The sequence below is a fragment of the Spartinivicinus poritis genome (assembly GCF_028858535.1).
In the GTDB taxonomy this organism is placed as follows: Bacteria; Pseudomonadota; Gammaproteobacteria; order Pseudomonadales; family Zooshikellaceae; genus Spartinivicinus; species Spartinivicinus poritis.
On record NZ_JAPMOU010000005.1, the window covers coordinates 17,922 to 31,311 of the forward strand.

Here is a 13,390-nt window from a genome sequence, read left to right on the forward strand (position 1 = left end):
AAGACTTTTTAAGTTAACCCCATAAGTTTATGAAAAAAGTCAAAATATTTTGCATAACATAATGGCTGGCGTAAAAAATGCAGCCACCTGACAGAAAGCCAATTGTTTGTCATTGGTCGCTCAGGGAGTTTATTCATTATGTCTTCGCAGTTATCCATGAATCGTTTACTTGTTGAAATGCGTGCCATGCAGGCTGAAGCCATGGCCAAGCCTTTGCCTGGTAAGTTGCTGGTCACTGATCAAGCAGCAGAAGGGGGTGTCAAACAAGTGACGCCCTCCTTTGGAGATATGTTTAAACAGGCCATTAATCAGGTAAATACCCAGCAGCAAATCAGTGGTCAGCTAAGAGATCGCTATGATCGAGGTGATACCACCATTGATTTGCCTCAAGTCATGGTTGAAAGTCAAAAGGCAAAAGTGGCCTTTGATGCCATGTTAGAGGTGCGTAATAAGCTAGTTAGTGCTTATGAAGAGATTATGAAAATGCCCATTTAATGGTTGGATATTGCAATGGCAACAACCGAGGCCGAATCTAACAATACTCAACCTGCTGTGTTGGGTGGTCAGGCTGCAGCACCAAACCGTTTTGGTGGGGAGTTGTTAGAGTCACTCAGTGGCTTGTCTATCGCGAGGCAAATTGCCTTAATGGTTGGGTTAGCAGCCAGTGTAGCGATTGGTTTTGCCATTGTTATTTGGTCACAATCACCAGACTTTCGTCCTATCTATGGCTCCATGCAGGGCTTTAACAGTGCCCAGGTTGTTCAAACCTTACAAGATAGTGAAATCAACTATCGAGTAGAACCAAATAGCGGCATTATTTTGGTAGAAGCGGATCAGGTAGCAAAGGCTCGAATGGCGTTAGCCGCTGCTGATGTGACAGATGAAACCAATGTAGGCCTGGAAGTGCTGGATAAAGAACAAGGCTTAGGCACCAGCCAGTTTTTAGAGAATGCCCGCTATCGCCGAGGCCTGGAAGGAGAGTTGGCCCGCACTATTGCCAGTTTGTATAACGTCCGAAATGCCCGAGTGCACCTAGCTATTCCTAAGCGCTCTGTCTTTATTCGCGATGCTCGCCAGCCCTCTGCTTCTGTTTTTCTAGAGTTATATGGTACTCGTAGCCTGAAGCCAGAACAGGTGAAAGCTATTCGCAACTTAGTTGCTGCCAGTGTGCCAGATATGCCTGTTGAACGAGTGGCAGTAGTGGATCAACACGGCCAACTATTGTCAGTGGAATCTACCGGTGAAGAGAGCAGACTTAAGATTGCGAATCAGCAGCGAGAGTATATTAATCGAGTGGAAGAAGGACTGGTACAGCGAATCCATAATATTCTAGAGCCGATACTGGGGCGTAATAACTATAAAGCCGAAGTGGCTGCTGATATTGATTTTACAGCGATTGAGCAGACGTCAGAGTTGTTTAACCCTGATACTCCTGCTTTGCGTAGTGAGCAAACGTTGGATGAAAGCCGCCAAACTGGCCCTGGCCAAGGAGGAGTACCAGGCGCACTCTCAAATCAACCCCCAGGAGAGGTAACCGTACCTGAGCAAGTAGAGGGTGCGGAGGCAGGCCAGCAAGAACCTGCGAAACCAACCGATGTTAGAGTACAAGCCACTCGTAATTTTGAGTTAGATAAAACCATCAGCCATACTCGTTTTCAACAGGGTCGGTTGAAACGGTTGACCGTGGCGGTGGTCGTTAATGATTTGGTTACCGTCAGTCCAGACACCAGTGATGTCGTTCGTACGCCTTGGGATAATAATGAGCTGGCCAGGTTCACCCAGTTGGTCAAAGATGCAGTAGGGTTTGATGTATCAAGGGGGGATAGTGTCAATGTTATCAACTCTGCTTTCGTAGATGTGCCAACAGAAGCCATTGAAGAAATTCCGTTTTGGACGCAACCCTGGTTCTGGGAAATTATCAAACTAGTATTGGCTGGCATATTTTTGCTGATTTTATTATTTGGTTTTTTAAAGCCCATGGTTCGTCATTTATTTGCTAAGCCTGAGCCCGTGGCCGCTGCGGCAGGAGTAGGCGGCATGGAAGGGCTGGAAGATTTGGAGTCGTTGGGTGACGGTGGCACATTGGCGGATGATCAAGTCAGTATTTCAGGTGCAGGTGGTGGCAACATACTGTTACCTGGCCCTCATGAAGGGTATGAGCAGCAGCTGAATGCGGTGAGAGAGCTTATTGGAGAAGATGCTGGCCGAGTTGCATTGGTTATTAAGCATTGGGTAGCTGAAGATGACTGAGCCTGTAGCACCTGCAAAGGTTTCAGAAGAAACGGCTGAAGCTGCGAAAATGTCGGGCGTTGAGCGCTCGGCAATTTTTTTGCTAAGTCTTGGCGAAGCAGACGCTGCAGAAGTATTAAAGCATATGGGCCCTAAGGAAGTGCAAAAGGTTGGGGCAATGATGGCTCAGCTGGAAAATGTGAACCGCGCTAAAGTGGTTTCAGTGCTGAAATATTTCATTGAAATTGTGCGTCATGAAACGGGCCTGGGCATGGGAGCTGATGGCTATATTCGTAATATGTTGACTCAAGCATTGGGTGAAGATAAAGCCAGTGGTTTGATTGACCGCATCTTGCTAGGGGGGAATACCACAGGCCTTGATACCTTAAAGTGGATGGAGCCTCGGGCTGTGGCCGATATCATTCGTTATGAGCACCCTCAAATCCAAGCCATTGTAGTAGCTTATTTAGACGCAGACCAATCAGCAGAAATCCTGGGGTATTTTGATGCCAAAGTGCGTCTGGATATTATGCTGCGGGTCGCTAACCTCACAACGGTTCAACCAGCAGCATTACAAGAGCTGAATGATATTCTGGAGCGTCAGTTCTCTGGCAGTGGCTCAACCAAAACCACTACGATGGGTGGGGTGAAGCGGGTTGCTGATATAATGAACTATGTAGAAGGCTCTATTGAAGCCCCCTTGATGGAATCAATTAAACAAGTTGATGAAGATCTATGCACTGAAATTGAAGACTTAATGTTTGTGTTTGATAACCTGTCAGACGTTGATGACCGTGGAATTCAAGCACTGATGCGGGAAGTCTCTTCTGACGTGCTTATCCTGGCACTAAAAGGTGCAAATGAAGCAGTGAAGGAAAAAATCTTCAAAAATATGTCTAAGCGGGCGGCAGAACTGCTTCAAGATGACCTGGAAGCCAAAGGGCCTGTTCGCTTAAGTGAAGTGGAAACAGCACAAAAAGAAATCCTCAGCATTGCCCGACGGATGGCTGACTCTGGAGAGATTGCCTTAGGTAAAGGTGGAGAGGAGATGGTATAGGTGTTGTGGGTCCAAACTGAGTACTTAATTGAGCATTAGCAATAAAACATGGCTAAGAATAAGGAAGAACGGGTAATTCCTGCAAGCGAAGCGGTGGATGTAACGTCATTTGGACTGCCCGTCTTTGCTAATGCACGGCATATTGTTAAGCATCGCATGCGAGATGCTGAGCGACGTCCACCACCTAAGCCTGCCACTCAACAGCCTGCACCAGCAGCACCTGCTACCCACCAGCCAGCAGCCCAGCCACCAGCACCCACTCCTTCTCAGCCTCCACCCGCTATACAGCCAAGTGCCTCTCCAGCCGCTGCCATGGATACTGATCAGCTTCAGGAGCAAGGCTTCCAAGCAGGCTTTAACGAAGGCAAGCAACTCGGTTGGCAAACTGGGCTAGAAGAAGGTAAAACTGCTGGCTACCAAGAGGGACTAACCAAAGGGCAAGAGGCTGGCTATCAGCAAGGTTTGCAGCAAGGGCAGGAAGCCGCCATTGAAGAGTTACATAAGCAAATGGGGCGCTTACAGCAACTGATTAATGCGTTATATGACCCCATTGCTGATCAAGATGAAGCTTTGACCCAGCAGCTGGTGAATATCGCAATAGTAATTGCAAAACAAGCGGTTCAGCGAGAGTTGCAACTGGATTCTAGTCAAATTACGACGGTCGTCAGAGCTGCTATTCAAGCGATGCCCGTTACCGACCAACAAATCAAGGTGTTCTTAAACCCGCAGGATATTGATTTAATCAATGAGCATGTAAAGCAGCAGGGTGAAAGCTGGCAGTTATTGCCAGATGACAAGCTGTTGCCGGGTGGTTGTCGGGTAGAGACCGCCAATAGCCTGGTTGATGCCTCTGTTGAAGCGAGACTAAACCAGCTGACTGAAAGGCTGGCAGAGCAGCATTTACATGCTCATGCGCAAACGATTCAGCAGCAACCTGTTGCTGAAGAGGCAAGCCCCGAACCTGAAGCAACCCCAGCGATTACTGATAATCCTGAGACAGAAAGCCTACCCACAGACAACAGTCAACCAGCCGATAGCTCATCATGACCCAGTTGCGCATGCCGTTAATGGAAAGGCTTAAGCCTTATCAAGCGAGCTTAACTCAGCCAGTCCAACCGCTGGTGGAAGGTCGGTTGACTCGTATGGTGGGGCTGACTCTGGAGGCGGTAGGGTGTCGAATTGCTACGGGACAGCGCTGCATGGTGGTGGCAGATGACAATACTCAGGTAGAAGCTGAAGTCATGGGGTTTGCAGGGGATAAGCTATTTCTGATGCCACTGACATCGGCGGAAGGGATTCACCCTGGCGCAAAAGTGATTCCTATGGTCAGTGAGACCTTAGTACCTGTAGGGGCTGGGTTATTGGGCCGTATTTTAGGTGGCTTGGGTAAGCCACTTGATGGGTTAGGGCCGTTAGATGTGGAAGACTATGTGGAGCTTTACGGGCCAATGATTAACCCGCTTTCTCGACAACCTATTAAAGAGCCACTGGATGTGGGGATTCGTGCTATCAATGGGGTGCTAACCGTTGGTCGAGGCCAGCGATTAGGGCTATTTGCTGGCAGTGGCGTGGGGAAAAGTGTGCTACTAGGGATGATGACTCGCTTTACGGCAGCTGACATAACGGTTGTGGCGCTAGTGGGTGAGCGGGGCCGTGAGGTAAAGGAGTTTATTGATCATACTTTGGGGGAGGCTGGCTTGGCCCGCTCAGTGGTAGTGGCTTCACCTGCCGATGACTCTCCCTTGGTCAGGCTGCGTGCAGCAATGTTAGCCACTCGCATTGCGGAGCATTTTCGTGACCAAGGCAAAAGTGTGTTGTTATTGATGGACTCACTCACCCGCTATGCTCAGGCTCAGCGGGAAATTGCTTTAGCGATTGGTGAACCACCAGCTACTAAAGGCTATCCACCATCAGTATTTGCTAAGCTACCTCAGCTGGTGGAACGGGCAGGCAATGGTGCACAAGGCAGTGGCTCTATTACGGCGTTTTACACCGTACTGGCGGAGGGAGATGATCAACAAGACCCTATAGCAGATGCTTCGCGGGCTATTTTAGATGGTCATTTGGTATTGTCTCGTCATTTGGCTGATGCAGGTCATTATCCCGCTATCGATATTGAAGCTTCAATCAGCCGGGCAATGCCTGCGATAGTTGAAACCAGTCATTTGACCAGTGCTCAACGGTTAAAACAATTAGTCTCAGCTTTTGAAAAAAACCGTGACTTAATCAACATTGGGGCCTATACCCAAGGGAGTGATGCTGTAACCGATGAAGCCATTTCCCGCCGGGCACAGCTAGAGTACTATTTAACCCAAGGGCTGAATGAGCAAGCCACCTTAGTTGATAGCATCAGTCAACTGGAGCAATTGCTATCAGCCCCAGTTGGTTAAGAGGGGGTTGCAAAAGGGTGTTGAAAATAAGTCTAGTGTCCGATATGGAATAACAGGGTATTCTTCCGCTGCTCTTGACGTGCCATCCCTGGCCCATCAAGCGCTAAAAAGGCATCCATGCCTTAGTTCCAGAATACCCAGTCACCCCATATCCACTAGTTGGTGCGAGAGGTTTAGAAGTAGCTTTAATTAGCTAATTTAAGAGTAATGGTGAAGTAGTAGCTAGGAGCAATGACGATGAAACCTGCAGCACAGCTCAATGTTGTTTTGAAAGTGAACCAGGCTAAAGAAGCATCAGCAGGGCGATACTTGCAAGAGTGTCAACAACAGTGTCTGCATGCTGAGCAGCAGCTACAGCAGCTATTTAAATTTCAAATAGATTATCAGCAGCAGGCAACTGGCCCACATGTTAATATCCAGCAGCTACAAATGATGAGTAACTTTTTATCCCAGTTAGGTAAAGCCATTGAACAACAGCAGCAACAGCTGGTAGCAATGACTCGGCAATGGCAACAGGCCCGACAACAGTGGCAACAGGCTCATCAAGAAACCAGAAAGGTTGAACAGTTGCAGGCACGACTAGCAGCTTCAGAGCAAGTGAGGCTAACCCGTAGAGAGCAGCGGCTATTGGATGAATGGGTGATGGTCCGCCAATCTCGTCAGCACTGATAAGTTGTTTAATGCTATGCTAAATGAATAAGGGAATGATTAAAGGGGGATAAGATGACTATATCCACGATTAAGTCAGAGGATGGCAAAGCACTAACCATCAAAATTCAGGGTCGTTTTGACTTTGGTGAACATCAAGCTTTTCGTGATGCATATGAGCGAATTTCAAGACGCCCCGCCGAATATGTGATCGACCTTAATGAAACAACCTATTTAGACAGTTCTGCTTTAGGCATGTTGTTATTGTTGCGAGATCATGCCGGTGGTGATGAAGCGGATATTAAAATCGTTAATTGCAAACCCGATGTGAAAAAGATCCTATTAATTTCTAACTTTGAACAGTTATTTGCTATCCAGTAATACTTAAGTTGAATCGTCTAAGCATACTCCTTTACCGTTAGTGCTTTGTGAATGGGAAGCTGCGTTAATGGCAGGAGTGGTGTATAACAAGTGAAGTACAACAGTTGACGGTAATGTTTAAAATAGCAAGTAACTAGCAAAGACTATTAAACACTGTAAAAAAGTTAAGCACTGTCATTAAAGTGCATTGATCTATGTTATCAAATCGTCATCGCTTGTTCTGACCTGACAATCATTATTATAGCGTTTAAGCGTAAAACTATGGGCCTAACCATATTAATTGCAGATGACACTGAAACAGACCGGCTTATTTTAAGAACAATTGTTAATAAGCTGGGATATCGAGTCATTATTGCAACCGATGGTGCAGAAGCAATTGATTTATATCAGCAAGAGCGCCCTGAGCTGGTATTGCTTGATGTAATGATGCCTAATGTGGATGGGCTTGAAGCCGCACGACAAATTAAAACACTGGCGGGTGAGGAACTGGTTCCCATCATTTTTTTAACCTCGTTAAGTGATGCTGAGTCATTGGCTCGTTGTTTAGATGTGGGGGGAGATGACTTTTTATCTAAGCCTTATAATGCCACTATCCTGCGCGCTAAAATTAATGCATTTAATCGCATGCGGGTAATGCATAATACCCTTCAAGAGCAGCGGGATAAAATTGTCGAACACAATCAATATTTATTACATGAACAAACGGTTGCCAAAGAAATTTTTGATAAGGTTGCTCACTCCGGTTGTTTAAATGCACCTAATTTACGAGCGGTGCAATCGCCTTTTGCGATTTTTAACGGCGATATTGTTGTTGCGGCTCGCAAGCCATCAGGAGGAATGATGGTGTTGCTAGGCGATTTTGCTGGGCATGGGTTACCCGCTGCCATTGGTGCAATGCCATTAGCAGAAATATTTTATGGCATGATTAATAAAGGTTTTTCCATGCCTGAAGTGCTGGCTGAAATTAATAATAAATTGAAGAAAGTATTGCCTGTTTCCAGTTTTTGTTGCGCTGTTATGGTGGATTTAGATTTTACCAGTAAGCTGGTTAAATTATGGATTGGTGGTCTGCCCGATTGTTACTTATACCGCAACTGTACGGGAGAATTTGAAGCGTTGACTTCTCAGCACTTGCCTCTCGGTATTCTTGGTGCTCAAAAATTTAATGCAGAATACCAATTGATTGAAATGGCGGATGATGATCGCTTATTACTAATGAGTGATGGAGTGATTGAAGCACAAGATGAAGCCAAGCAATTTTTTGGAGTAGAGCGGCTGCAACAGGTGTTTAAACAAAATAGTCAAATTGACAGCCTGTTTGAAGAAATTCGCGAATCAGTATTTAGCTTTATTGGTGAACCCACTGATGATTTGACTATGGTCGAGGTGATGATGGTGCCACCGGAAACCTTTGCTGATGAAGATGAAGTATTTGAAGTATCTGCAGCAAGGGGGGCACAAAACTGGGCAGTCAATTTTGAGTTTCGGCCGGAAACCCTTCGCAACTATAACCCGATTCCGTTAGTGCTACATTGCTTGATGGAAATTCCGGGTTTGGGATTACACAACAGTAAGCTTTATACCATTTTATCTGAACTTTACTCCAACGCCTTGGAACATGGCGTATTACAAATGAGTTCGTCATTGAAGCATTCCAGCCAAGGGTTTACGGAGTATTATGCTGAGCGAGAGAGCCGACTAAGGCGATTGACCCAGGGTTGCATTCGGTTTGCATTGAATCATGTCCCTACTGAACAAGGAGGTATTGTTCAGATTAAACTGGAGGACAGTGGGCCTGGCTTTGACTATCAACAACTACAAAGTGCGAAGGATGGTCAATTGTTTCATGGTAGGGGTATTAGCCTGTTACGTTCATTTTGCCAACAAGTGACTTATCTTGGAAAGGGAAATTGTGTTGAAGTAGTATTTACATGGACAAATGATTAAAGGGACAACCACGGCCTTTTATTGCCCCCTGGAGAGTGTGCGGCAAAAGGCTATGAGTGAAGTGTTTTTATGGCAGCCTCTGAGGAGAGGGGGATGATTGAATCACATGTAGACCTGGATGCCATTTTGGAATTGAAAGCGGTGATGGAAGATGAGTTTGCTGTGTTAGTTGAAACCTTTATGCGTGACAGTAGTACGCGCATCGAAGGAATGGCCTGTGCGATTGCGGAAAGCGATGCATGTCGGTTAAAAGAGCTGGCCCATAGTATGAAAGGCAGCTGTTTTAACATGGGTATCATGCCGTTAGGTAACATGTGCTTAACCCTTGAGGAAAAGGGTAAAAAGGGTGATATCCGTGGTACTGAAACGGTTTTGGCTGACATAGAACAAGAATACAAGCTCGTGGAAGGCTTTTTAAAAAGTACAATAAATTGATATACCCTCTTTCATCTGCCTGGCATAACCATTGCTGTTGTTTAGATAACACCTATAAGCGGCAATAGCCGTTTGTAGAGGTGCTAGCAGTTAATCAGTAGTAACGGTAGTTAGTGAGTTAAGCAGTGAATACCTTCTTATTAGATATTAGGGCTCCTGAACTGAAGTCTGTCAAAAACCAGCAAGAAAAACTGCCGGCTGTTGAGCCGAATTCAGAGTCTGAGCCTGCTGATAAAAAGCCTTTTCAGCAAACACTGGATAAGCAACGGCAACCGGTTGCCGCTACTAAAAACGCTACCCAAACTCAAACTGCTGACAACAGCAAGCAAGCTACAACAAAAGCAGAAGTCGATGAGCCACAAGAACAAGAAGTAGAGCCAAAGCATCAGGTTGTTGCTGACCCAACCAATCGAGTTCCAACTGCTCCATCAATTCTAGATGAAACGCTGTTGCTGACAGCAGAGCAAATTAATCAACAGGAAAGTGATCAAGCTGAAATGGACATCAGTACGCTAATGGAAAGCACCCAGCCCAGCACTAAACCGCTTAAAACAGCAGTAGATGCTGAGCAGGATAGTGATCAACCCAATGATCCCAATTTGCTACTGACGGAGCTGAGCCCATTTGCCACTTTAATGAAGCAAGAAGGGGCAGGGGCGCTACAGTTTCATTGGCAGGATTTGGCGAAAGCTGAACGAGGCTCTTCTCATCAAACTATGCCTCACCAGTTGTTAGGAGAAACCTTGGTTGATGTTAAAACCCAGTTATTAGACGGGGGGGAAAACAGCACTGGCCTAACGTCTTTACTAAGCCCAAGCAAGCTTAATAATCAGCTAGGATTAATTAACTTGCAGGCAGGGATAGAGCAGCGCATAGACTTTCCACTTGTAAATTCTGCTACCCATGAAACACTTCAAAGTCATTTACCACAATTCCCCTCTTTGCAGCTGGCAAGCACAAGTGTCAATGCAAATTCGGCTCAGCTTGCTCAACCGTCAGTAGTTGCTTCGCAATTGCCTTTGCCAGTGCCACATCCTAATTGGGGGCAGCAATTTTCTGAGCGAGTGGTTTGGCTGGTTCAGCAAGGAGTTAAAACGGCTCATATTCAATTAGATCCTCCTGACTTGGGAATGGTTGAGGTACGCGTACAGGTGACCCAGGATCAGGCAAGTGTACAATTTGCGAGTCACCACGCGAGTGTTCGGGAGAGTATTGAAGCCCAACTGGTTCGGTTACGGGAAATGTTTTCCCAGCAGGGTATTGACTTGGTAAATGTGGATGTTTCCAGCCAGCAATTTGCTGAGTCTAATCGCCAATCAGGCTTACAAGCTAATGCAACTGATGATGTGGATGAAGAGCAAGATACAACGACCGCTGAGGTAAATATTGACGAGCAAGGGCTTGGACTGGTTGATTACTTTGTTTAACCTGCTGAGTAGCTTGTCTTCACCCTTCTAATTCCCACCAAAATGGCTATCCCGTACTACACTAGGTGTGTTTCTTTATAAAAATCAGTGTTTCACTGTATTTGTCTGTTGAAAAAAGAGCAAAAAATATAACCAGTGCTTGATATGGAAACACAGTCTATCAGGAAGGGATACCAATTATTGACATGAACAGTGAGCGTGAAACTAACACAGTTAATCGGGTCATTATTCAAATTCCAATTATTCATACCCAAGTTGACATGGGGAGCTTGGCTGCGTCAGTTAATCAAAAACAAATCCATCAACAGGGGCAAGAAGCCTGGGAGCAACAGCAAGCGTTAATTACTCAGGCTTGGAATGAAATAAAACAATTTGTGCATAGTTTACCACTGAACTTTGCCAAGGTGAAGCTATACCAAGATGGCTTGCCCATCTGTGGTAAAGAGCAGCAAATTGTCCGTGATCTAGCTGAGCAGGGTAGTATCAATCATCAACTGTTATTGGATTTAATAGCAAAAGGAGCGACTTTGATGGGGACTGAGTCGCCAGAATTATTACGAGAGGAATATCAGTTCACAAAAGTTGCGATTACTCGAAAACACCAGCAGCACACACTAGAAAAGGCGAAACAATTATTGCAGCAACGGGACCAGTTTATTGCAGAACGAATTAACTCAACGTTAGCCGAACAGGAAACGGCAATCATTTTTCTAGGTATGTTACATAGCCTCTCTGGCTTACTCGCCAGTGATATTCAGTTAATTAATCCGATAGCCGATGCGCAAAATAATAATAAATAAAGAGTGAGGAGACGTATTGTGGCAGCGGCTGAACCTGGCAACATATTAATTGTTGATGATGACCCTGATATGTGCCAGATGTTGTGTTATTTGATGCAAACCCATGAACATAAAGCAACGGCTGTCTATAACGGTTTCACTGCGCTGGAAAAAATTAATGCAGACTGGCCTGATGTAATGCTGGTAGACGTGCAAATGCCTGAAATGACAGGCATTGAACTATTAAAACGAGCATTACAACAACGACCAGAGCTACCGGTGATTATGATTACCGGGCATGCCGGTATAGCTGATGCAGTAGCAGTGATGCGGGCGGGGGCTGTAGACTATATTTCAAAACCATTTAGCCATGAGCATGTTATTCGGGTTATTCGCTGTGCTTTGGAACAAGGCAAGCAAACAGCAGTTAAAACAGGCTCTGCAATTGAAGTAGAGACGCAGCTTCATCAATTAATGGGACCCAGTCAGGCGATTGCACATTTAGCGGCTGATGTCAGACGAGTAGCGCAAACCAATTTTACTGTGGTATTACAAGGTGAAACAGGCACGGGAAAGAGTTTATTAGCAAGAACTATTCATGAGGCTAGCCCTCGAGCTAAAAATCCTTTTGTGGCGCTAGATTGCGGTGCTATTCCAGACAGCTTATTGGAAAGTGAATTATTTGGTTATGAAAAAGGAGCATTTACTGGCGCCACCCGTCGTAAAGCTGGGCAGTTTGAGCTGGCTCAAGGGGGTACTTTATTTTTAGATGAAGTGGCTAATATGTCATTATCATCACAAATGAAATTATTATGTGTCTTACAAGATAAAGTTATTTTTCCAGTGGGTGGTACTAGTGCTATCCCCGTGGATGTAAGGTTATTAGCGGCTTCTAACCAAGATCTACGAGCCATTATAGGGAATGGTGCATTTAGAGGAGATCTTTATTATCGGCTAAATGAGTTTGCTATTAATCTACCGGCCTTAAGAGAACGCTCAGAAGATATTTTATTCTTGGCGGAAAGCTTTCGTGAAGCATCTAATCAAGAGTTGAAAAAAACAGTTACAGGGTTTTCGAAAGGTGCCTGCTGTCAACTTCAAGCCTATGATTGGCCTGGCAATGTCCGGCAATTGCGTACTGTTGTACGGAGAGCAGTATTGTTGGCAGAAGAGATTATTACTGAGCAACATATCCAGTTGGACTCACATAAAGACAATGATATATCGCTGGCAATTGATAAGACATTGCCCTATCAGGGACTTTCCTTAAAAGAAATTGTAAAAAAGCATACGGCACGTGTTGAAAGGCAAGTATTAACTGAGGTATTAGCGTTTACCAATGGTAATAAAGCAGAAGCGGCGCGTTTACTTCAGGTGGACTACAAAACAATTCATACTAAGCTAAAAAGATATGGAATAGCATAATCTACCTTTTTCTTTGGTGGCTGTTGCAACAGCCATTTTTAGCTCTCTCCCTATTGGTGGGGCTGCGGTGAAGACGGTAGAAAATACATTAGGGATTGATTAGTTATGGCAAAGGATAATGAGCGTGGTGGCGCTGGTATGCATTTTGGCGGCATTCTGGAAGGCTTGAATGGGTTGATGGATAAACTGACCGACCTGGCGGAAGCCGGAGAAAAGTTGAAACGTACTGGTGAAATGGAATTTGAGATCAAGGAAGGCCAAGAGGCAAAAGGTGTTTTTGGCTTTTCAGTAAAAATGGGACTCGGAGAACAAGGTGATTCGGAAGTACAGGTTGAGCCTTTTGGTAATGTGTATCGTAATAAAAAAACAGGTAAAACCGAAATAAAAGACGTGCGTGAACCTTTAGTTGATATTTTTGAAGAAGAGGATCATGTCTTGTTGGTAGGGGAAATGCCCGGTATCAACCAGAATGATTTAAAGCTGGAACTAAAAGACGATATTTTAATCCTGGCTGCTGAGCGAGGCGATAAAAAATACCGCAAAGAAATGTTATTACCTGAAAAGTTTAGTGAAGACAGTATGACCATCAGAGTGAAAAACGGGGTGGTGGAAATTAAGCTAGAGCGTGTCAAGACTACGACTTAAATATAGGGATAACAATAAAGGACAGTA

Annotated in this window: 13 protein-coding genes; all 13 read left to right on the forward strand. The window is 45.1% G+C overall.

Annotation, left to right across the window (positions count from 1 at the left end):
• The first annotated feature begins 138 nt into the window (after positions 1–138).
• The 13 genes from fliE to ORQ98_RS05730 all read left to right on the forward strand — a co-directional run bounded on the left by fliE (position 139) and on the right by ORQ98_RS05730 (position 13,363).
• Entirely contained in the window at positions 139–495 is a 357-nt protein-coding gene (fliE, locus tag ORQ98_RS05670) for a flagellar hook-basal body complex protein FliE (RefSeq protein ID WP_274687817.1), read from the forward strand.
• 15 nt (positions 496–510) lie between these two features.
• On the forward strand, positions 511–2,250 hold the full coding sequence (gene fliF / locus ORQ98_RS05675; RefSeq protein ID WP_274687818.1) for a flagellar basal-body MS-ring/collar protein FliF: 1,740 nt from the start codon (positions 511–513) through the stop codon (positions 2,248–2,250).
• Positions 2,251–2,299: 49 nt separating this feature from the next.
• On the forward strand, positions 2,300–3,286 hold the full coding sequence (gene fliG, locus ORQ98_RS05680) for a flagellar motor switch protein FliG (RefSeq protein ID WP_425347671.1): 987 nt from the start codon (positions 2,300–2,302) through the stop codon (positions 3,284–3,286).
• 48 nt (positions 3,287–3,334) lie between these two features.
• Positions 3,335–4,333, forward strand: coding sequence for a flagellar assembly protein FliH (locus ORQ98_RS05685; protein WP_274687820.1), 999 nt, complete (start codon positions 3,335–3,337; stop codon positions 4,331–4,333).
• Complete coding sequence (fliI, locus tag ORQ98_RS05690; protein ID WP_425347666.1) at positions 4,330–5,676, forward strand: flagellar protein export ATPase FliI; 1,347 nt, start codon at positions 4,330–4,332, stop codon at positions 5,674–5,676. The genes ORQ98_RS05685 and fliI overlap by 4 nt, the downstream gene beginning before the upstream one ends.
• A 237-nt stretch (positions 5,677–5,913) precedes the next feature.
• Positions 5,914–6,345: a flagellar export protein FliJ gene (gene fliJ / locus ORQ98_RS05695; RefSeq protein WP_274687821.1), complete on the forward strand. Its 432-nt coding sequence runs from the start codon at positions 5,914–5,916 to the stop codon at positions 6,343–6,345.
• A gap of 54 nt (positions 6,346–6,399) precedes the next feature.
• Positions 6,400–6,705: an STAS domain-containing protein gene (locus ORQ98_RS05700; protein ID WP_274687822.1), complete on the forward strand. Its 306-nt coding sequence runs from the start codon at positions 6,400–6,402 to the stop codon at positions 6,703–6,705.
• A gap of 261 nt (positions 6,706–6,966) precedes the next feature.
• Positions 6,967–8,652, forward strand: coding sequence for an ATP-binding SpoIIE family protein phosphatase (locus ORQ98_RS05705; protein ID WP_274687823.1), 1,686 nt, complete (start codon positions 6,967–6,969; stop codon positions 8,650–8,652).
• Positions 8,653–8,745: 93 nt separating this feature from the next.
• Positions 8,746–9,087 (forward strand): Hpt domain-containing protein, encoded by a 342-nt coding sequence (locus ORQ98_RS05710; protein ID WP_274687824.1) that lies wholly within the window; start codon positions 8,746–8,748, stop codon positions 9,085–9,087.
• Positions 9,088–9,212: 125 nt separating this feature from the next.
• Positions 9,213–10,514, forward strand: a complete 1,302-nt coding sequence (locus tag ORQ98_RS05715; RefSeq protein WP_274687825.1) for a flagellar hook-length control protein FliK — start codon at positions 9,213–9,215, stop codon at positions 10,512–10,514.
• Between the two features lie 185 nt (positions 10,515–10,699).
• On the forward strand, positions 10,700–11,314 hold the full coding sequence (locus tag ORQ98_RS05720) for a hypothetical protein (protein ID WP_274687826.1): 615 nt from the start codon (positions 10,700–10,702) through the stop codon (positions 11,312–11,314).
• An 18-nt stretch (positions 11,315–11,332) separates the two neighbouring features.
• A complete protein-coding gene (locus ORQ98_RS05725; RefSeq protein WP_274687827.1) occupies positions 11,333–12,718 on the forward strand; it encodes a sigma-54-dependent transcriptional regulator in 1,386 nt (461 codons plus the stop codon).
• A 105-nt stretch (positions 12,719–12,823) separates the two neighbouring features.
• Positions 12,824–13,363 (forward strand): Hsp20/alpha crystallin family protein, encoded by a 540-nt coding sequence (locus ORQ98_RS05730; protein WP_274687828.1) that lies wholly within the window; start codon positions 12,824–12,826, stop codon positions 13,361–13,363.
• Positions 13,364–13,390: the final 27 nt, after the last annotated feature.